This is a genomic window from Comamonas brasiliensis, from assembly GCF_018292285.1.
In the GTDB taxonomy this organism is placed as follows: Bacteria; Pseudomonadota; Gammaproteobacteria; order Burkholderiales; family Burkholderiaceae_C; genus Comamonas; species Comamonas brasiliensis.
This window is the reverse complement of sequence record NZ_JAANES010000009.1, coordinates 1-16,986: the sequence shown is the minus strand read 5'-3', so window position 1 is coordinate 16,986 and position 16,986 is coordinate 1. Positions and strand designations below refer to the sequence as shown.

Sequence of the window (16,986 nt, the reverse complement as noted above, 5' to 3'; positions counted from 1 at the left end):
GTCAACTTCTCTCAAATATCAATCGGTTTTTGGACACTGGATCGCACCAGAAGCGCAACCCAATACGTTTTCATCACAACAATCAAGCCAACCAGCAGCGCCAGCCAGCTCAGGTCAGGTACCAGCTTGGGTGCAGCCGCCAACATGGCGATGCACAGCACCAGCTTCACCAGCTCCCAACCGAAAATCCCTGCCATGGCGCCACCGGCACCTCCCGGCCGCTGACGAACCACGCCTCTTGCAAACAGCGCCGCGGGCAACACGACCGCCAGCGCTCCATACGCTGCCGACCAGCCTGCGGCTGCACGCCCCGTGATCAACCACGACAGCAAAGCCACGATAACGCCTACCAGCGTCTGAACCATGACGATGCGCCAGACCGAAACCTGCGGAAAGCGCGAACGCCATGCAGAGGCTTCTTGTGCAGTCAGGGGCTTGAAGTCTTCGACTTCGTCCTCATCCTGGAAATCAGCGGGCATGTTTGTCATGTTTTCTTTCGCACCGCTGACCAGGCAAGACTTTTTTACAAAGCCTCTGATTATAAGTAAAAACCCCCGTCGTTAGATAGGGGTTGATACTGTCATGCGCAAAACGTCTTTGACAAGACCTCAGGGTTGTCGCCGAGTGACAACATTTGCCACCCGCAGCTTTGGTGCGGCGCGAGTGTGCCTCAATTGAAAAACCTGATTGCCCTGAATTGTCTGCCTGCACCCAGGGGCTTTGAGGGTTTGCAGGCTCCGGCCATCCATCGATTAGGCCCACACACGCAGGGCTGCCCGGCGTGGCGCACAATCTTTGCTACTCATTGACAGGCTGTTTCACCAACGGCAATTTTTCATTTCAGCCAAGGATTCCTCATGAGCGACACGCCCAACACATCTGCCGCCAACGAGAACGGTCAGCAAGAAGACCCGCGCAAGGATTCGCTGATCGAGTACCCGAGCCAGTTTCCCATCAAGGTCATGGGTGTCAAGAATGAGCATCTGGTGCATGAAATCACCAAGATCGCCGAAAAATTCGACCCCAGCTTTGACGCCAGCACGGTCGAGCTGCGCCCCAGCTCCGGCGGCAACTACCTGGGCGTGACCATCACCATCACGGCCACCAGCCGCGAGCAACTGGACGACACCTACCGCGCACTGACCTCTCACCCCCTGGTGAAGGTCGTGCTGTGAGCGACAGCCCGATTGCTTCTGCATCGCAGCCACCCGAAGCCATGGACCTGCGCCTTCTGGGGCGCACCGGCTATGAGGCAGCGGTGGTCGCGATGCAGGAGTTCACGCGCACCCGCAACGCGAGCACGCGCGACGAACTCTGGATTTGTGAGCACTCACCGCATTTCACGCAGGGGCTGGCCGGCAAGACCGAAAATGTTCTGAACCCCGGCGATATTCCCGTGGTCGCCACCAATCGCGGCGGCCAGGTGACCTATCACGGCCCCGGCCAGGTGGTGGCCTATCCGCTGCTGGATCTGCAGCGCATGGGCTATTTCGTCAAGGAATACGTTTACCGGCTGGAAGACGCGGTGATCCGCACGCTGGATCATTTCGGCGTCACCGGCCACCGCGTGGCAGGCGCGCCTGGCATCTATGTGCGCCTGGACGACCCGCGCAGCCATGCCATGCTGGAGCAGCGCCCGCAGCACCGCGAAGCCGGCAGCCCGGCGCCCGAGCCTCATTTCGAGGGCCTGGGCAAGATTGCCGCCCTGGGCATCAAAGTCAGCCGCCACAGCACCTACCACGGAGTGGCACTCAATGTCGATATGGATTTGGAACCTTATTTGCGAATCAACCCTTGCGGATACGCAGGGCTGAGGACGGTGGACCTTTCTACAATCGGCGTACAGACAACCTGGGACGAGGCCGCATCCGTGCTGGGCCGCCAGTTGAAGGCGCGTCTCTCTCCCTGAAGGCAAGATCATGAGCACCAATGAAGTCGTGCGCGAAGCGCAGTCCGCCGCAAACTACAACCCGCTGGCCAAGCAGAAGGCTGCCGCCAAGCTGGCACGCATCCCCGTGAAGGTGGAGCAGGCCGAAGTCCTGAAGAAACCCGAATGGATCCGCGTCAAGGCCGGCAGCCCCAGCACGCGCTTTTACGAAATCAAGGACATTCTGCGCAAGAACAATCTGCACACGGTCTGCGAGGAAGCCAGCTGCCCGAATATCGGCGAATGCTTCGGCAAGGGCACGGCCACCTTCATGATCATGGGCGACAAGTGCACGCGCCGCTGCCCCTTCTGCGACGTGGGCCATGGCCGCCCCGACCCGCTGGACGTGAACGAGCCGCTGAATCTGGCGCGCACCATTGCCGCTCTGCGCCTGAAGTATGTGGTGATCACCAGCGTGGACCGCGACGACCTGCGCGACGGCGGCTCGGGCCACTTCGTGGAATGCATCAAGAACATCCGCGAACTCTCGCCCGAGACGCAGATCGAAATCCTCGTGCCCGACTTCCGCGGCCGTGACGACCGCGCTCTGGAAATTCTCAAGTCGGCTCCGCCCGATGTGATGAACCACAACCTGGAAACCGCACCACGCCTGTACAAGGAAGCGCGCCCCGGCTCCGACTACCAGTTCAGCCTGAACCTGCTCAAGAAGTTCAAGGAACTGCACCCCGATGTTCCGACCAAGAGCGGCATCATGGTGGGCCTGGGCGAGACGGACGAGGAAATCCTGCAGGTGATGCGCGATATGCGTGCCCACAACATCGACATGCTGACCATTGGCCAGTATCTGGCGCCCACCAACAGCCACCTGCCCGTGCGCCGTTATGTGCACCCCGACACCTTCAAGATGTTCGAGCAAGAGGCCTACAAGATGGGCTTCACCCACGCCGCCGTCGGCGCCATGGTGCGCTCCAGCTACCACGCCGACCAGCAGGCACATGCCGCAGGCGTCTGAGCACCGAAGAAAGTACTCACCCACAAGCAGCCCGAGGGCTGCTTTTTTCATGGCCGCACGCGACGAGCAGTGCTACACGCTCCAGGATTTGCCAAAAAATAAAGCTCCTGAATAAGGAGCTTGTTGCGCTTGTCTGGTAAAGCTTAGATAGTCAATTCATAGCAGGATCGTTGCAGACCATGCGCTAAAAGCTATGAAATTTGATAAACCACCGTTTGCATCGAAAAAACGCCTGGCTAACCGGCAAACCGCTGGCTGGCAAAAACGACTGCAGGCTGAACAGGCCCGACGAGTCGCCCCACGATGAAACTGAGCCATGCAGCGCTGGATACCCCACCAGAGTCCTGTGCTGCAAGCTGGGATGAATAGTAACATCAAATGAGAATCAATATCAATTAATTTTCGTTTCCCACAAAAAGAAATCTCCAAACACCTGTTTCGCAGCCATTTCGCAACCGTTGACACCTGCAGCCACGGCGCAGGCGGGTTTCAGCAACACTGCAGCACCAACCGCGCCTGGTCAAAGCGACGTGCGCGCAGATCGTCGCGGCGCATCCACAGATAGAGCTGGCCTTCATCGCCCCAACCCATGCCGCCTTTTTCATCGCAGCCGATCTGCAGCAGCAAAAGCCACTGCGTTGCGGTATCGCGAACGGCCCGCGTGGCCTCGTCCGCGTAGGCATCGCCATTACCGCAGTAATGCCCCGCAGCCACCAGCGCGCATTCGGCCTGCATATCCCCCTGGACGGGCGTGGGCCAGCCGCCGATGCGATGGCAGCCGCTGTCCTCTCCACCGCTGCTGGCAGCATTTTGTGCGTCATCGAACCACCATTCGACAAAGCGGTCACGCTGCTCTTCGTCAAGCTCCAGGCCCTGCGAACCCCACTGAGCGCTCTCCAGGGGCAAGGCCGTGACGCAAGCATGCAGTTCGCAGCCCATAGGTGCGAGCTGCCAGTGCTCGGGCAGCTCCAGCAGCGCCGGCGGCTGCTGGCGTCGCTCGAGCACAGCATCGCCTTCGGAGAAGATGAGCTTCAGCGCGCAGGCATCTGCAGGATTGAAACCCCAGGGCTGCTCCAGCAGGTCGTAGAAGACGGACAGCAGCCCGGACTCGGGAAAATCTGCATCCAGGGTTCCTGCAGAGCAAGCTTCGGCGAAGTTGATCTGCGCCACAAAGCTCAGCGGAAAAGTGCTTTCAAGTCTTGCGATGTGCTGCAAGGCCTCTTCGCGAAACAGCAGGACTTGCTCCGGTCTGGCCCATCGCCAGCGGCTGTCGGGAGCAACGCTGTCTTCGCGATGGGGCTTCACCCGCTGCTCATGGTCCGGATAGCGTCCTCGCTCGGGCCAGGTCACACCGGCAGGCAGGTCGGGACAGCCGCCAAACTTGGTGCTGCCGGACGCAATCTCCGCTTCATCCTCCACTACAGTGGTTTGCAGCCACACAGCCGGCCTGGCTTGCGCCGCGACTTGCTGCGCAAGCGCTGCATCTTCCAGCACCGGCTCAAGCGCACGGGCGATTTCCTGGGAATCTGCGTAATTCATCCCGCCCCCTTCTGCCTGCCTTGAAATCGCAACCAGGGTTCTTCAGGGCGCCAGCATCTGCGCCGGGCATTCGCTGCCCAGCACCTCACCGGCCCAGGGAGCCAGCTTGCTGGAGTCCGCGCGCAGCACCTCCTGCTTGACGGCCAGGATCTGCGCAGGATGCATGGAAAAACTGCGCAGCCCCAGGCCCAGCAACAGCCGCGTCATGCTCAGGTCGCCCGCCATTTCGCCGCAGACGCAGACTTCCTTGCCTGCGGCATTGGCCGCTGCGATCACCTCGGCCACCAGCCGCAGCACGGCAGGATGCATGGGGTCGTAGAGATGGGCCACGGTTTCGTCGGCCCGGTCGATGGCCAGCGTGTACTGGATCAGGTCGTTGGTGCCGATGGACAGGAAGTCGAAATACTGCAAAAAGCTGCGCACCGTCAGGGCAGCCGCCGGGATCTCGATCATGGCGCCCAGCTTGACCGGGCCGTAGGCGATGCCGCGCACATCGAGCTCATGCTGCGCCTGGCGCAACTGGGCCAGGGTCTGCTCGATCTCGCTGCGATGGGCCAGCATGGGAAACAGCAGCTTGATCTGCCCGTGCGCCGCCGCGCGCAGGATGGCGCGCAGCTGGGTACGGAACATCACGGGGTCGGCCAGACTCCAGCGGATGGCGCGCAGGCCCAGCGCCGGGTTGAGGTAGTAGTCCTTGGGCTGTGCCTTGTCCAGCGGCTTGTCGGCCCCCACGTCCAGCGTGCGGATGGTGACCGGCATGCCTTGCATGCCGTCGATGGCCTCGCGATAGGCGCGGTACTGCTCTTCCTCACCGGGCAGATTGCCGCTGCGCCCCATGAACAGGAACTCGGTACGGAACAGCCCCACGCCGACAGCGCCAGCCCGCACGGCCGCCGCCCCGTCGCTGGGCTGCTCGATATTGGCCAGCAGCTCCACCTTCTGCCCGTCCATGGTCAGCGAAGGCGTGTAGCGCAGACGGGTCAGTCGTTCGCGCTCCAGCTCGGTCTGGCGCTGGCGAAAGCCGTACTCCGCCAGGATGATGGGCGTGGGGTCCACGATGACCACGCCCTCGTTGCCGTCGATGATGACCCAGTCGTCCTGGCGGATCAGTTGGCTTGCGGCCCGCGCACCGACCACGGCCGGAATGTCCATGCTGCGCGCAACGATGGCGGTGTGGCTGGTCTTGCCGCCCACGGCGGTGATGAAGCCCGCAAAGACCTTGCTCTTGAACTGCAGCATGTCCGCCGGCGACAGATCCTGCGCCACCAGCACCAGCGGGGTTTCCGTGGCGCCTTCGAGCTGCAGTTGCTGCCCGCTGGCCGCCGGTGTGGCGCCTGTCGGTGCCAGCGGCGGTGCAGCCTGCGCAATCGGGCTGGCCGCGCCCTTCATGTGGCGCAGAATGCGTTCCACTACCTGCTCCAGGTCGGCCTTGCGCTCGCGCAGGTACTCGTCGTCCATCTCGTCGAACTGGCGCGAGACGATCTCCAGCTGCGTGGTCAGCGCCCATTCGGCGTTGTAGAGACGCTCGGAGATCCAGTTGCGGATGGCCTCGGCCAGCGCCTGGTCCTGCAGCAGCATCAGGTGCACATCGAGCAGCGCATCCAGCTCGCCGGGCGCGTCCTTGGGCATTTCCTCCTGAAGCCGGCGCAGCTCGTCAATCACTGCATTGCGTGCCGTGCGGGCACGCTGGATCTCCGACTCCACCTGATCGGGACGAATGAAGTAATGCACCACCTCCATGCGACTGGAGGCCACAACGACCGCGCGCCCAATGGCAATCCCTCGGGAAACGGCCAGGCCGTGGATGGCAAATGTCATAGCGAATGCCCTTTCGCGAATTTCGCGATTGCTTTTTGCTTGCTTCTTGCTCTTGTTTTTGCAGCAGCCAGCGCAGTTCTTCTCTGCGCCGCAGCACGAAAAACGCTTTATCTCATTGCCAGCAAGGCGCTCCTTGCTATCAAAGGAGCCGGCGCCCCAGCCGCCGCCTGCACGCAGTCAAGCGACGACGCAGGCCGCGCCACTGTTACTGGCCTTCACCAAACTTGTCGTTGATCAGGGCCACCAGCGCATCCATGGCTTCCTGCTCCTGCGAGCCATCGGTTTCCATCTCCAGCTCGGAGCCTATGCCCGCGGCCAGCATCATCACGCCCATGATGCTCTTGGCATTGACGCGGCGCTCGCCCTTGGTCAGCCAGACCTCGCAGGGGAAGCTGCCGGCGAGCTTGGTGAGCTTGGCCGATGCGCGGGCATGCAGGCCCAATTTATTGCTGATGGTGATATTGGTCTTGATCATTGGAAGGTCGTGCGCTTTGATTTTGTCGGGAACTGCCGGCCACCTGCATCACCCCCTGGCTGCCGCCCACCATGGCCCGTGAGACCAGGGCGTCCAGCGGCTCGTGTCGATAACCGATGGAGCGCAAAAGCATGGGCAGGTTCACCCCCGCCACCAGCCTGGCCTGCAACAGCCCGCTGAGACGCTGGGCCACATTGCAGGGCGTGGCGCCGAACAGGTCGGTCAGCACCAGTGTCGGTGCATCCAGCCCGCCATGCGCCACCAACATGGCCAGGGCACGCTCCAGCGTGGCTTCGGGCGCCTCATCGGAAGGCACGTCCAGGGCCAGCAAGTCGTCAGCGCTATCGGCAAACACGTGCAGCGCGCATTCGCGCAATGCAGCGGCCAGAGGAGCGTGAGTGAGCAAAAGAATGCGCGTGGTCATGTAGTCACAGTTCTTGATAGCAAATTATGGCTTGTCGCCGCCGTCAACAAGGGCAATGAGGTGGATGAAGCGCAAGGGTCATGATCTGGATGCGGGCTTATTGCAGCTGCAGGCCCGAAAAAAACATCTCGGCCTCGGCAGACCTGAGCTTGTCGGCATAGATCACGGCGTGATAGACCCTGGCGCCACTGCCCTCCAGGCGAGCGAACCACAGGCCATGCCCCACCACCTTCTGCCCCCTGGGGCCCAGGCCCTCGAATGTGATGCGCAAGGACTGCGGCAGATTCAGCGCCCCCTTGGGCACCCACGGGCCGTCTCCCTTGGCATTGAGCCTTGTCGCGACGCCGTCTGCCGACTTCAGCTGCGCCAGCACCGCCTGCTGCCAGAACGTCAGAGCCTCGGCCGCGCGAGCGGGCTCGGCCACGGAGAAATGCGATACCGCATAGGTCGCACCCTGGGCCTCGCAACCCACCACCGACAGCGGCACCTGGCCCAGGCCCAGGCCCAGCTCGACAGGGCGGCTGGCCGTCTGCGTATCGCAGGGCAGCAGCGCCTGCAGCGGCGCATCCTTGAGCTGGATGGTGCGCCAATTCAGCGCCGGGCTGCAGGCGGCCAGCAGTGCGCAGCTGACCAGCAGCGTCGCAGCCCAGAGTCCGGTTTTCTTCATGGCCCATTATCGGCAGCGGCATGGGCCCGGCCTGTCACGCAAGCCTAGGGTTGACCCGTGGGTCAAGCAGTAAGAACTGAACTTTCGGCGCGTTTGGCACACCAATCCACAGATCAGCAAGGTGCTGAAGATTTGTGCACAATCAATCTCTATGGCAAGCAAACATTGGATCGCAGGCATTGTGGCGGCCGCCGTCATCGGCGTCGGGGCCTGGGTGTATTCGGGTGCAGGGCAGACCGCGGCGCCGCAATCCACCTTTGTGCTGCTGGACGGCAGCCAGAAAACCACCGCCGACCTCAAGGGCAGGGTCACGCTGGTGAACTTCTGGGCCACCAGCTGCACCACCTGCGTGGCAGAGATGCCCGAGATCATCAGCACCTACCAGAAGTACCAGGGCAAGGGCTTTGACACCCTGGCCGTGGCCATGAGCTACGACCCGCCCAGCTATGTCGTGAACTTTGTCGAATCGCGCAAGCTGCCCTTCCAGGTCGCGCTGGACAACACCGGCAATGTGGCCAAGGCCTGGGGCGATGTGCAACTCACTCCCACCACCTTCATCGTCAACAAGCGCGGCGAGATCGTGAAGCGCTATATCGGCGCCCCCGACTTTGAGCAGCTGCACAAGCTGATCGAGAAGCTGCTGGCCGAGCCTGCGAACGCCTGAGCTCATTCAAAAACATAGCTGCTAGCGCACGCTGCTGTTCGATTTCAAGATGAAATAAAGCTGAAATCAGCCACAGACAAGCGCAAGGCGCTCATAAAAAAACCGGCACTGCCGGTTTTTTTGCGTCTGCTTGATGCAAAGCAGTCTTGGCTTACTTATTGCGGAAGCTGTCGTGGCAGCTCTTGCAGCTATTGGCGGCCGGGCCGAAAGCCGTCTTGAGATTGTCCAGATTGCCGGTCTTGGCAGCAGCGTTGAGCTTGACGACCTCGGCCTCCATCTTGCCCGACAGGTCGTGGAACTTGGCCTGCTCCTTCCACACCTCGGGCTTGGCCTTGCCGCCCTCTGTGCCGGCGCCGAAGCCGGCCCAGGGCAGCTTGGACATGAAGGCCACGACCTCGGCGCTTTCCTGTGCGCTCTTGGCATCGAAGGGCATCTTGCCGTTGGCCATGGCGCCCAGACGGCTGAAATGCGTGCCCAGCACGCTCAGCGCGCTCTGGCGGTATTTGATGGCATCTTCAGCCTTGGCGAACTGAGCCGAGGCAGGCAGGGCCACGGTGGCAACCACAGCAGCGAATGCCAGAGTGGAAAAAGCTTTCATCGGGGTATCCTTTCTTGGTTCTGCAGCCTGCCGCAGGCGGCTGCAGAACCAGTATGGCAGAGTCACCCAAAGGCCGCGATTTGGGCTTGCAGCCTTGCCAGTGCACAATGTCCGGGTCCATCAGCCATGAAAAAGCCATGACAGAGTCCGCCACACAAGCCGCCATGGAAATCCACAGAATCCGGATCTGGGACCTGCCCACCCGCCTGTTTCACTGGCTGCTGGCGAGCTGCATCGTGGCCCTGGTCGTCACCGCCAAGATGGGCGGCAATGCCATGAACTGGCACCTGATACTGGGACAGGTGGTGCTGGCCTTGCTGGTCTTTCGCATTCTCTGGGGCCTGGTGGGCGGGTACTGGTCGCGCTTTGGCAGCTTCATCCCTTCCGCGGCAGCCATGAGACGCTATCTCAGCGGCGCGTCGACCACGCAGGACCGCGCAGGCCACAACCCATTGGGCTCGCTGTCGGTCATCGCGATGCTCGCCGTGCTGATGGCGCAGATCGCAAGCGGGCTGATGAGCGATGACGAAATTGCCTTCAGCGGCCCCCTCACGCGCTTTGTCTCGGGCGAACTGATCTCCAAGGCCACCGACTACCATGCCCACTGGGGCCAGTACCTGATTTATGCACTGGTCGCACTGCATCTGCTGGCCCTCATCGGCTACAGCCTCAAGGGCAACAAGCTGGTGCCCGCCATGGTGACGGGCGACAAATGCCTGGCAGAACCGGTCACCGCGAGCCGCGACACCGCAGCCACCCGCATGCTGGCTGCGCTGCTGGCCGTGGTGGCAAGCGCACTGTCCTGGTGGATTCATCAACTGGGCCAGGGAGCTGCTTTCTGAGTTCTGACGACGCAGCCTGCGCTTTAACCATGACGCGCACTTGCCGCTACACTGACCCTTCTTTCATCATCGCCTAGTTGCCGTGGACAAGCCCGACGTGGACTTGCTGACGCCCAGCCTGGAGGAAATGGGTGCTGTGCGCCAGATCTTCCAGGAGTATGCGGACAGCCTGAACATCGACCTGGAATTTCAAGGATTCGAATCCGAAATCGCCGATCTTCCCGGCGACTATGCCCAGCCCCGCGGCCAGATACTGCTGGCCCATGTGGACGGTGCTCTCGCCGGCTGTTGCGCGCTGCGCCCGCTCGATGACTGCGACTATCCCAATGCGGCCGAAATGAAGCGCCTGTATGTGCGCAAGCCCTTTCGCGGCTTCGGCCTGGGCCGTCAGCTGGCCGAGGCCATGCTGGACGTGGCACGCCAGAGCGGCTACGACCATGTGCTGCTCGACACGCTGGACGACATGGAATCCGCGCGCGCGCTGTATGTGGACCTGGGCTTTGCATCCATCGAGCCCTACTATCACAACCCGCTTCCAGGCGCGCACTACCTCAAGGCCGATCTGTTCTGAGCCCGGATGCGAAAAAGGCATTGCCAGTCTGGCAATGCCTTTTTTTCATGGCGCCGCGCCAAGCCGCCTTGCGGTGGGAACATCATTCCCGCGCGCAGCGGCTCAGAGCTTCACCCATCAGGCCTTGGCCTGGGCCAGCATGGTGGCGGCGTCGCTGACTTCAAACTTGCCGGGAGCTTCGACGTTCAGGGTCGCAACCTTGCCGTCCTTGACCAGCATGGAGAAGCGATTGGCGCGCAGACCCAGGCCCTTGCCGTTCAGGTCCAGCGTCAGGCCGGTGGCCTTGGCAAATGCTGCATCGCCGTCGGCAATCATGCGCACCTTGCCAGCCACCTTCTGGTCGCGGCCCCAGGCGCCCATCACGAAAGCATCGTTCACGGACAGGCACCAGATTTCGTCCACGCCGGCAGCCTTGAGCTCTTCAGCCTTGGCCACATAGCCTGGCAGGTGCTTTTCGGAGCAGGTGGGCGTGAAGGCGCCGGGCACGGCAAACACGGCAACGGTCTTGCCGGCCAGAGCTTCGGGCAGCTTCACGGGGTTGGGGCCGAGGCTGCAGCCATTGCCTTCCACTTCCACATATTCCATCAAGGTCACTGCGGGCAGGGCATCACCAACTTTAATCATGACTATCTCCTTTGTTGCAAAGCAAGGACCGCGTTCTTGGCGGCCCAAATAAAAAAACGACCCACAACATTGTGGGTCGTTTTCAAGGGCTTTGCAGCCGGTGGGCCTGGTTAGGCTTACACCAGGGCAGCCTTTTGAACCAAGCGGGTAGCAACCCAGTTCTTGGTCTTGGAGAGAGGACGGCTCTCGGTGATTTCAACCACGTCACCCAGCTTGTACTCACCTTGCTCGTCGTGAGCGTGGTACTTGCTCGACTTGATCATGATCTTGTCGTAGATGGGGTGCTTGACGCGGCGTTCCACCAGAACGGTCACAGTCTTGGCACGCTTGTCGCTGACCACCTTGCCAATCAAGGTGCGCTTGAGGGATGTTTTAGCTTCCGTCATGTCGGCTCCTTACTTGGCGGCTTGCTTTTCAGCAAGGATGGTCTTGGCACGAGCGATGTCACGGCGTGTAGCCTTGATGGTCGCAGTGTTGCCCAGTTGTTGCGTGGCCTTTTGCATGCGCAAACCGAAGTGAGCCTTTTGCAGGGACTTCACTTCAGCTTCCAGACCAGCCACGTCTTTTTGGCGGAGTTCAGCAGATTTCGTCATGTTGATCTCCTTAAGCACCAATGTGACGGGACACGAAGGTCGTGCGCAGAGGCAGCTTTGCAGCAGCCAGGCGGAACGCTTCACGGGCCAGCTCTTCAGGCACACCCACGATTTCGTAGATCACCTTGCCGGGCTGGATTTCGGCCACGTAGTACTCGGGGTTGCCCTTACCGTTACCCATACGCACTTCGGCGGGCTTGGTAGAGATGGGCTTGTCCGGGAACACGCGGATCCAGATACGACCACCACGCTTGACGTGACGGGAAATTGCACGACGTGCAGCTTCGATCTGGCGTGCGGTCAGACGACCACGGTCAGTAGACTTCAAACCGAAATCGCCGAAGGCAACGGAGTTGCCACGGGTAGCGATGCCGGTGTTGCGGCCTTTTTGTTCCTTACGGAACTTGCGGCGTGCAGGTTGCAGCATGTTTATTCTCCTTTACCGTCCGCTGCTGTAGCGGGCGCGTCGGCCTTACGAACGCGCTTAACGGAATCAGCACCAGCGCCAGCAGGCTTGTCGCTGCCATCGGCAGGAGCGGCATTGGTGCCTGCGGGACGACGGCCACCACGGCCAGCGCCATCACGGCCATCACGGCGACCGTCACGACGGGGACCACGGGGACGACGCTCGTCTTCAGGACGGGGCGTTTCCACGGCGGGCAGATCGTTACGGCCCAGGGTGTCACCCTTGTAGACCCAGACCTTCACGCCGATGATGCCGTAAGTCGTCTTGGCTTCGGAGAAGCCGTAGTCGATGTCGGCACGCAGAGTGTGCAGAGGCACGCGGCCTTCGCGGTACCACTCGGTACGAGCGATTTCGATACCGTTCAGACGACCGGAAGACATGATCTTGATGCCTTGAGCACCCAGACGCATGGCGTTCTGCATGGCACGCTTCATGGCGCGGCGGAACATGATGCGCTTTTCCAGCTGCTGGCAGATGGAGTCAGCGATCAGCTTGGCATCGATTTCGGGCTTGCGCACTTCTTCGATGTTCACAGCCACGGGCACGCCCAGGCGAGCAGCGAGTTCCTTCTTCAGGGCCTCGATGTCTTCACCCTTCTTGCCGATCACCACGCCCGGACGAGCCGAGAAAATGGTGATGCGGGCGTTCTTGGCAGGACGCTCGATCAGAACGCGAGCCACGGCGGCGTTCTTCAGCTTGGCCTTCAGGTACTCGCGCACCTTGATGTCTTCGGCCAGCATGCCGGCGAAGTCACGGTTGCTAGCGTACCAGCGGCTTGCCCAGTTGCGGCTCACCGCCAGACGGAAGCCGGTAGGATGGATTTTCTGTCCCATATTCTTCCTTAAGGCCTCAGTTACCCACTGTCACATAGATGTGGCAGGTAGGCTTGCTGATGCGGTTGCCGCGGCCCTTGGCGCGAGCAGTGAAACGCTTGAGCGTAGTGCCTTGCTCGACGTAGATGGTCTTGACCTTCAGTTCGTCGATATCGGCGCCGTCGTTGTGCTCAGCGTTGGCGATAGCGGATTCCAGAACCTTCTTCACGATCACGGCAGCTTTTTTCTGCGTGAACTGGAGAATGTTCAGAGCTTGATCCACCTTCTTGCCGCGGATCAGATCCGCGACCAGGCGACCCTTGTCAACAGACAGGCGGACGCCACGGAGAACAGCACGTGTTTCAGACATGTTCTATTCCTTACTTCTTGGCTTTCTTGTCCGCAGGGTGACCCTTGAAGGTACGAGTCAGCGCGAATTCACCCAGCTTGTGGCCAACCATCTGGTCAGTCACATAAACCGGCACGTGTTGCTTGCCGTTGTGCACGGCGATGGTCAGACCGATGAACTCGGGCAGGACCATGGAGCGACGCGACCAGGTCTTCACTGGCTTCTTGTCCTTGGTGGCGATGGCCTTTTCGACCTTAGCCAGCAAGTGATGGTCAACAAACGGACCCTTTTTAAGAGAACGAGTCATTTGCTACCCCTTACTTCTTACGGCGCGACACGATCATGGTCTGTGTGCGCTTGTTGTTACGGGTGCGGTAGCCCTTCGTCAGATTGCCCCATGGGTCAACTGGGTGACGGCCTTCACCGGTCTTACCTTCACCACCACCGTGCGGGTGGTCGACAGGGTTCATGACCGTACCGCGGACGGTAGGACGAATACCCATCCAACGCTTCACACCGGCCTTGCCCAGACGGCGCAGGCTGTGTTCTTCGTTGGCAACTTCACCGATGGTGGCGCGGCACTCGATGTGCACCTTGCGGACTTCGCCCGAACGCATACGCACTTGAGCGTAGATGCCTTCGCGAGCCAGCAGAGTGGCGGAGGTACCAGCCGAGCGAGCGATCTGAGCACCGGCACCGATCTTCAGTTCGATGCAGTGGATGGTCGAGCCCACGGGGATGTTGCGGATAGGCAGGGTGTTGCCCACGCGGATAGGAGCTTCGGAGCCGCTGATGATGGTAGCGCCGACTTCCAGGTTGCGAGGAGCAATGACGTAGCGACGCTCGCCGTCTGCATAGCACACCAGAGCGATGTGAGCAGTACGGTTGGGATCGTATTCAATGCGCTCAACCTTGGCGGGGATACCATCCTTGTTGCGCTTGAAGTCCACCACACGGTAGTGGTGCTTGTGACCACCGCCCTTGTGGCGAGTTGTGATGTGACCGTTGTTATTACGACCGGCCTTCTGGAATTGAGCTTCCAGCAGGGGGGCAAAGCCCTCACCCTTGTGCAGGTGGTCGCGAGTAACCTTCACCGCGCCGCGTTGGCCGGGGGTCGTAGGTTTGAGCTTGATAACAGCCATGATTACGCAGCCTCCCCAGACAGGTTCAGCTCTTGACCGGGCTTGAGCATCACGTAAGCCTTGCGCACATTGTCGCGACGGCCAACGGTCTTGCCAAAGCGCTTGGTCTTGCCCTTGGTGTTCACCACAGACACGCCAGCCACTTCAACCTTGAACATCAATTCCACAGCGGCCTTGATTTCGGGCTTGGTAGCGTTCTGCAGCACCTTGAATGTCACAGCATTGGACTTTTCAGCAACCAGAGTGGCCTTTTCGGACACGATGGGAGCGACCAGCACTTGCATCAGACGACCTTCGTCAAACTTGGTAGTGCTCATGCGAACATCTCCTTGAGTTTGTCGATCGCACCCTTGGTGACGAGCACTTTCTTGTAGTGCACCAGCGACACGGGGTCTGCATAGCGCGGCTCAACCACGAACACGTTCTTCAGATTGCGGGATGCCAGGTACAGGTTCTCGTCGATTTCTTCAGCGATCACCATCACCGACGAAGACAGGTTCATAGCCTTGAACTTGTCTGCCAGCACCTTGGTCTTGGGGGTATCCAGCGTCAGGGATTCCACAACTGCCAGACGGCCTTCGCGGGCCAGCTGAGACAGGATGGAAGCCATACCGGCGCGGTACATCTTCTTGTTGATCTTCTGCGAGAAGTTTTCTTCGGGCAGATTCGGGAAGATGCGACCGCCGCCACGCCACAGAGGCGAGGAGGACATACCAGCACGTGCACGGCCTGTACCCTTTTGCTTGAAAGGCTTGGCGGTGGTGTGACGCACTTGTTCACGGTCCTTCTGGGCGCGAGTGCCTTGACGTGCGTTGGCACGGTAGGCAGTCACCAGCTGGTGGACCAGATCTTCGTTGAATTCACGACCGAACACAGTCTCGGGAGCTTCCACCTTGGAAGCAGCCTGGCCTTGTTCATTCAGGAGTTCGAGCTGCATTAGTTCGCTCCTTTGGAAGCTTTAGCCTTGATCGCGGGGCGCACGGAAACGAAGCCACCCTTGGCACCAGGAATGGCACCCTTGATCAACAGCAGTTGGCGTGCTTCGTCGATACGAACCACGTCGAGGTTTTGAGTAGTGACGGTTTCGTCGCCCATGTGGCCAGTCATACGCTTACCGGGGAACACGCGACCGGGGTCTTGTGCCATACCGATAGAACCGGGGACATTGTGCGAACGGCTGTTACCGTGCGAAGCGCGCTGCGAACTGAAGTTGTGGCGCTTGATCGTGCCGGCGTAGCCCTTACCGATGGAAGTGCCTTGCACGTCCACCTTCTGGCCGACGCTGAACAGCTCTGCCACAGGCAGAACAGCACCAGCGGCATACTTGCCAGCGGTTTCATCGGTCACGCGGAATTCACGGGTCACTTCACCGGCTTCGACACCCGCCTTGGCGAGGTGGCCGGCTTGAGGCTTGGTCACGCGAGAAGCCTTGCGTGCACCGAAAGTGACCTGCAGGGCCACATAGCCATCGTTCTCTTGGGTTTTGACCTGAGTCACGCGGTTGTTAGAAACATCCACCACTGTGACAGGCACTGCGTCCCCATCATCAGTGAACAGACGCATCATGCCCACCTTGCGACCCAGCAACCCCAGGGAGTTGCTCAGACTCATTTGTTTGCTCCAAAACTTTTGCCGCTGAAACTGCAATTGGCCCAGCGTTGCACCTCGGCAATCATGCCTAGCACACAAAAGAAGGTTAATAAAACTTCGCATCAAAGGCGAAGCTCCAAATTTTAACGCGAACTGCTTTTTCAAGCAAGTTCGCGTTAAACAAAGACCCTTAAAAGCCTCTTGCGAGGCTTCCAAAACTCTTATTGCAGTTTGATCTCGACGTCCACACCTGCGGGCAGGTCCAGCTTCATCAGAGCGTCAACAGTCTTGTCAGTCGGATCCACGATGTCCATCAGACGCTGGTGCGTACGGATTTCGAACTGGTCACGGCTGGTCTTGTTGACGTGAGGCGAACGCAGGATGTCGAAGCGCTTCATGCGTGTCGGCAGGGGCACGGGACCCTTGACGATGGCGCCGGTGCGCTTGGCGGTATCAACGATTTCGGCTGCAGACTGGTCGATCAGCTTGTAATCGAAAGCCTTCAGACGGATGCGGATTTTTTGCTTAGACATTGTTAATTCCTAGCTTTTCTAAGAATTAGGCAATGATCGTGGCAACCACACCGGCACCCACAGTACGACCACCTTCGCGAATAGCGAAACGCAGACCTTCTTCCATGGCGATGGGGGCGATCAGCTTCACGGTGATCGACACGTTGTCGCCAGGCATCACCATTTCCTTGCCTTCGGGCAGTTCGATGGAGCCGGTCACGTCAGTTGTACGGAAGTAGAACTGGGGACGGTAGTTGTTGAAGAAGGGAGTGTGGCGACCGCCTTCGTCCTTCGACAGCACGTAAACTTCAGCAGTGAAGTTGGTGTGGGGCTTGATGGAGCCGGGCTTGCACAGCACTTGGCCGCGTTCCACGTCTTCACGCTTGGTGCCGCGCAGCAG

26 protein-coding genes are annotated in these 16,986 nt (G+C 60.4%); 6 read left to right on the top strand and 20 right to left on the bottom strand.

What is annotated here, in order from left to right; all coding sequences use genetic code 11:
- Positions 1-11 precede the first annotated feature (11 nt).
- Entirely contained in the window at positions 12-479 is a 468-nt protein-coding gene (locus DJFAAGMI_RS24820) for an ATP synthase subunit I (RefSeq protein ID WP_019042020.1), read from the bottom strand.
- 378 nt (positions 480-857) lie between these two features.
- Here DJFAAGMI_RS24820 and DJFAAGMI_RS24815 point away from each other — a divergent pair, with 378 nt between their 5' ends.
- Genes DJFAAGMI_RS24815 through lipA form a run of 3 tightly spaced genes read left to right on the top strand, consistent with a single transcriptional unit; the run spans position 858 to position 2,900 of the window.
- Positions 858-1,175 (top strand): YbeD family protein, encoded by a 318-nt coding sequence (locus DJFAAGMI_RS24815; RefSeq protein ID WP_003059380.1) that lies wholly within the window; start codon positions 858-860, stop codon positions 1,173-1,175.
- 41 nt (positions 1,176-1,216) lie between these two features.
- Positions 1,217-1,909 carry a lipoyl(octanoyl) transferase LipB gene (lipB, locus tag DJFAAGMI_RS24810; protein ID WP_043003829.1) on the top strand — a complete coding sequence of 231 codons (693 nt, stop codon included), beginning with the start codon at positions 1,217-1,219 and terminating at the stop codon, positions 1,907-1,909.
- 10 nt (positions 1,910-1,919) lie between these two features.
- On the top strand, positions 1,920-2,900 hold the full coding sequence (gene lipA / locus DJFAAGMI_RS24805) for a lipoyl synthase (protein WP_003081713.1): 981 nt from the start codon (positions 1,920-1,922) through the stop codon (positions 2,898-2,900).
- A 489-nt stretch (positions 2,901-3,389) separates the two neighbouring features.
- Here the strand turns inward: lipA and DJFAAGMI_RS24800 are convergent, their stop codons facing one another.
- The 5 genes from DJFAAGMI_RS24800 to DJFAAGMI_RS24780 all read right to left on the bottom strand — a co-directional run bounded on the left by DJFAAGMI_RS24800 (position 3,390) and on the right by DJFAAGMI_RS24780 (position 7,823).
- The gene (locus DJFAAGMI_RS24800) at positions 3,390-4,439 is read right to left on the bottom strand and encodes a YwqG family protein (RefSeq protein WP_211459937.1); all 1,050 of its coding nucleotides are present in this window, start codon (positions 4,437-4,439) and stop codon (positions 3,390-3,392) included.
- Positions 4,440-4,481: 42 nt separating this feature from the next.
- Positions 4,482-6,257, bottom strand: a complete 1,776-nt coding sequence (gene ptsP, locus DJFAAGMI_RS24795; protein ID WP_211459935.1) for a phosphoenolpyruvate--protein phosphotransferase — start codon at positions 6,255-6,257, stop codon at positions 4,482-4,484.
- 205 nt (positions 6,258-6,462) lie between these two features.
- Positions 6,463-6,732, bottom strand: coding sequence for an HPr family phosphocarrier protein (locus DJFAAGMI_RS24790; RefSeq protein ID WP_211459933.1), 270 nt, complete (start codon positions 6,730-6,732; stop codon positions 6,463-6,465).
- Positions 6,701-7,156, bottom strand: a complete 456-nt coding sequence (locus tag DJFAAGMI_RS24785; RefSeq protein WP_043003828.1) for a PTS sugar transporter subunit IIA — start codon at positions 7,154-7,156, stop codon at positions 6,701-6,703. The genes DJFAAGMI_RS24790 and DJFAAGMI_RS24785 overlap by 32 nt, the downstream gene beginning before the upstream one ends.
- 97 nt (positions 7,157-7,253) lie before the next feature.
- Complete coding sequence (locus tag DJFAAGMI_RS24780; RefSeq protein WP_211459931.1) at positions 7,254-7,823, bottom strand: hypothetical protein; 570 nt, start codon at positions 7,821-7,823, stop codon at positions 7,254-7,256.
- Between the two features lie 151 nt (positions 7,824-7,974).
- Here DJFAAGMI_RS24780 and DJFAAGMI_RS24775 point away from each other — a divergent pair, with 151 nt between their 5' ends.
- The gene (locus DJFAAGMI_RS24775) at positions 7,975-8,487 is read left to right on the top strand and encodes a TlpA disulfide reductase family protein (protein ID WP_043003826.1); all 513 of its coding nucleotides are present in this window, start codon (positions 7,975-7,977) and stop codon (positions 8,485-8,487) included.
- A gap of 151 nt (positions 8,488-8,638) precedes the next feature.
- Here the strand turns inward: DJFAAGMI_RS24775 and DJFAAGMI_RS24770 are convergent, their stop codons facing one another.
- Positions 8,639-9,085 carry a c-type cytochrome gene (locus DJFAAGMI_RS24770; RefSeq protein ID WP_003081732.1) on the bottom strand — a complete coding sequence of 149 codons (447 nt, stop codon included), beginning with the start codon at positions 9,083-9,085 and terminating at the stop codon, positions 8,639-8,641.
- 137 nt (positions 9,086-9,222) lie between these two features.
- Between DJFAAGMI_RS24770 and DJFAAGMI_RS24765 the strand changes: the two genes are divergently transcribed.
- Together DJFAAGMI_RS24765 and DJFAAGMI_RS24760 are read left to right on the top strand one after the other, a co-directional pair.
- Entirely contained in the window at positions 9,223-9,927 is a 705-nt protein-coding gene (locus tag DJFAAGMI_RS24765) for a cytochrome b/b6 domain-containing protein (protein ID WP_249334810.1), read from the top strand.
- 82 nt (positions 9,928-10,009) lie between these two features.
- On the top strand, positions 10,010-10,498 hold the full coding sequence (locus DJFAAGMI_RS24760; protein WP_211459929.1) for a GNAT family N-acetyltransferase: 489 nt from the start codon (positions 10,010-10,012) through the stop codon (positions 10,496-10,498).
- Positions 10,499-10,615: 117 nt separating this feature from the next.
- On the opposite strand, the gene DJFAAGMI_RS24755 is transcribed toward DJFAAGMI_RS24760, so the two are convergent.
- The 13 genes from DJFAAGMI_RS24755 to DJFAAGMI_RS24695 all read right to left on the bottom strand — a co-directional run.
- Complete coding sequence (locus DJFAAGMI_RS24755) at positions 10,616-11,122, bottom strand: peroxiredoxin (protein WP_003059399.1); 507 nt, start codon at positions 11,120-11,122, stop codon at positions 10,616-10,618.
- Between the two features lie 116 nt (positions 11,123-11,238).
- The gene (gene rpsQ / locus DJFAAGMI_RS24750; protein ID WP_003059401.1) at positions 11,239-11,508 is read right to left on the bottom strand and encodes a 30S ribosomal protein S17; all 270 of its coding nucleotides are present in this window, start codon (positions 11,506-11,508) and stop codon (positions 11,239-11,241) included.
- Positions 11,509-11,517: 9 nt separating this feature from the next.
- Entirely contained in the window at positions 11,518-11,715 is a 198-nt protein-coding gene (gene rpmC, locus DJFAAGMI_RS24745; RefSeq protein WP_003059403.1) for a 50S ribosomal protein L29, read from the bottom strand.
- Between the two features lie 10 nt (positions 11,716-11,725).
- Positions 11,726-12,142 (bottom strand): 50S ribosomal protein L16, encoded by a 417-nt coding sequence (gene rplP, locus DJFAAGMI_RS24740; protein ID WP_003059405.1) that lies wholly within the window; start codon positions 12,140-12,142, stop codon positions 11,726-11,728.
- A gap of 2 nt (positions 12,143-12,144) precedes the next feature.
- Positions 12,145-13,014, bottom strand: a complete 870-nt coding sequence (rpsC, locus tag DJFAAGMI_RS24735; RefSeq protein WP_003059406.1) for a 30S ribosomal protein S3 — start codon at positions 13,012-13,014, stop codon at positions 12,145-12,147.
- 16 nt (positions 13,015-13,030) lie between these two features.
- Complete coding sequence (gene rplV / locus DJFAAGMI_RS24730) at positions 13,031-13,363, bottom strand: 50S ribosomal protein L22 (RefSeq protein WP_003059408.1); 333 nt, start codon at positions 13,361-13,363, stop codon at positions 13,031-13,033.
- A gap of 10 nt (positions 13,364-13,373) precedes the next feature.
- Entirely contained in the window at positions 13,374-13,649 is a 276-nt protein-coding gene (gene rpsS / locus DJFAAGMI_RS24725) for a 30S ribosomal protein S19 (protein ID WP_003059413.1), read from the bottom strand.
- A gap of 10 nt (positions 13,650-13,659) precedes the next feature.
- A complete protein-coding gene (gene rplB, locus DJFAAGMI_RS24720) occupies positions 13,660-14,484 on the bottom strand; it encodes a 50S ribosomal protein L2 (protein ID WP_003059414.1) in 825 nt (274 codons plus the stop codon).
- A 2-nt stretch (positions 14,485-14,486) separates the two neighbouring features.
- Entirely contained in the window at positions 14,487-14,801 is a 315-nt protein-coding gene (gene rplW, locus DJFAAGMI_RS24715) for a 50S ribosomal protein L23 (RefSeq protein WP_003059415.1), read from the bottom strand.
- A complete protein-coding gene (gene rplD, locus DJFAAGMI_RS24710; protein ID WP_003065421.1) occupies positions 14,798-15,421 on the bottom strand; it encodes a 50S ribosomal protein L4 in 624 nt (207 codons plus the stop codon). The genes rplW and rplD overlap by 4 nt, the downstream gene beginning before the upstream one ends.
- Entirely contained in the window at positions 15,421-16,095 is a 675-nt protein-coding gene (rplC, locus tag DJFAAGMI_RS24705) for a 50S ribosomal protein L3 (protein WP_003059417.1), read from the bottom strand. The genes rplD and rplC overlap by 1 nt, the downstream gene beginning before the upstream one ends.
- Positions 16,096-16,295: 200 nt before the next feature.
- Positions 16,296-16,607, bottom strand: a complete 312-nt coding sequence (rpsJ, locus tag DJFAAGMI_RS24700) for a 30S ribosomal protein S10 (protein ID WP_003059431.1) — start codon at positions 16,605-16,607, stop codon at positions 16,296-16,298.
- A 25-nt stretch (positions 16,608-16,632) separates the two neighbouring features.
- The coding region (locus tag DJFAAGMI_RS24695; RefSeq protein WP_472924651.1) for an EF-Tu C-terminal domain-related protein at positions 16,633-16,986 on the bottom strand (354 nt) is incomplete at its 5' end.

What these genes read in the sequence shown, in the direction of transcription:
- DJFAAGMI_RS24820 (WP_019042020.1), bottom strand. Translation starts at nt 479, where the DNA reads ATGCCCGCTGATTTCCAGGATGAGGACGAAGTCGAAGACTTCAAGCCC.
- DJFAAGMI_RS24815 (WP_003059380.1), top strand. Translation starts at nt 858, where the DNA reads ATGAGCGACACGCCCAACACATCTGCCGCCAACGAGAACGGTCAGCAA.
- lipB (WP_043003829.1), top strand. Translation starts at nt 1,217, where the DNA reads ATGGACCTGCGCCTTCTGGGGCGCACCGGCTATGAGGCAGCGGTGGTC.
- lipA (WP_003081713.1), top strand. Translation starts at nt 1,920, where the DNA reads ATGAGCACCAATGAAGTCGTGCGCGAAGCGCAGTCCGCCGCAAACTAC.
- DJFAAGMI_RS24800 (WP_211459937.1), bottom strand. Translation starts at nt 4,439, where the DNA reads ATGAATTACGCAGATTCCCAGGAAATCGCCCGTGCGCTTGAGCCGGTG.
- ptsP (WP_211459935.1), bottom strand. Translation starts at nt 6,257, where the DNA reads ATGACATTTGCCATCCACGGCCTGGCCGTTTCCCGAGGGATTGCCATT.
- DJFAAGMI_RS24790 (WP_211459933.1), bottom strand. Translation starts at nt 6,732, where the DNA reads ATGATCAAGACCAATATCACCATCAGCAATAAATTGGGCCTGCATGCC.
- DJFAAGMI_RS24785 (WP_043003828.1), bottom strand. Translation starts at nt 7,156, where the DNA reads ATGACCACGCGCATTCTTTTGCTCACTCACGCTCCTCTGGCCGCTGCA.
- DJFAAGMI_RS24780 (WP_211459931.1), bottom strand. Translation starts at nt 7,823, where the DNA reads ATGAAGAAAACCGGACTCTGGGCTGCGACGCTGCTGGTCAGCTGCGCA.
- DJFAAGMI_RS24775 (WP_043003826.1), top strand. Translation starts at nt 7,975, where the DNA reads ATGGCAAGCAAACATTGGATCGCAGGCATTGTGGCGGCCGCCGTCATC.
- DJFAAGMI_RS24770 (WP_003081732.1), bottom strand. Translation starts at nt 9,085, where the DNA reads ATGAAAGCTTTTTCCACTCTGGCATTCGCTGCTGTGGTTGCCACCGTG.
- DJFAAGMI_RS24765 (WP_249334810.1), top strand. Translation starts at nt 9,223, where the DNA reads ATGACAGAGTCCGCCACACAAGCCGCCATGGAAATCCACAGAATCCGG.
- DJFAAGMI_RS24755 (WP_003059399.1), bottom strand. Translation starts at nt 11,122, where the DNA reads ATGATTAAAGTTGGTGATGCCCTGCCCGCAGTGACCTTGATGGAATAT.
- rpsQ (WP_003059401.1), bottom strand. Translation starts at nt 11,508, where the DNA reads ATGACGGAAGCTAAAACATCCCTCAAGCGCACCTTGATTGGCAAGGTG.
- rpmC (WP_003059403.1), bottom strand. Translation starts at nt 11,715, where the DNA reads ATGACGAAATCTGCTGAACTCCGCCAAAAAGACGTGGCTGGTCTGGAA.
- rplP (WP_003059405.1), bottom strand. Translation starts at nt 12,142, where the DNA reads ATGCTGCAACCTGCACGCCGCAAGTTCCGTAAGGAACAAAAAGGCCGC.
- rpsC (WP_003059406.1), bottom strand. Translation starts at nt 13,014, where the DNA reads ATGGGACAGAAAATCCATCCTACCGGCTTCCGTCTGGCGGTGAGCCGC.
- rplV (WP_003059408.1), bottom strand. Translation starts at nt 13,363, where the DNA reads ATGTCTGAAACACGTGCTGTTCTCCGTGGCGTCCGCCTGTCTGTTGAC.
- rpsS (WP_003059413.1), bottom strand. Translation starts at nt 13,649, where the DNA reads ATGACTCGTTCTCTTAAAAAGGGTCCGTTTGTTGACCATCACTTGCTG.
- rplB (WP_003059414.1), bottom strand. Translation starts at nt 14,484, where the DNA reads ATGGCTGTTATCAAGCTCAAACCTACGACCCCCGGCCAACGCGGCGCG.
- rplW (WP_003059415.1), bottom strand. Translation starts at nt 14,801, where the DNA reads ATGAGCACTACCAAGTTTGACGAAGGTCGTCTGATGCAAGTGCTGGTC.
- rplD (WP_003065421.1), bottom strand. Translation starts at nt 15,421, where the DNA reads ATGCAGCTCGAACTCCTGAATGAACAAGGCCAGGCTGCTTCCAAGGTG.
- rplC (WP_003059417.1), bottom strand. Translation starts at nt 16,095, where the DNA reads ATGAGTCTGAGCAACTCCCTGGGGTTGCTGGGTCGCAAGGTGGGCATG.
- rpsJ (WP_003059431.1), bottom strand. Translation starts at nt 16,607, where the DNA reads ATGTCTAAGCAAAAAATCCGCATCCGTCTGAAGGCTTTCGATTACAAG.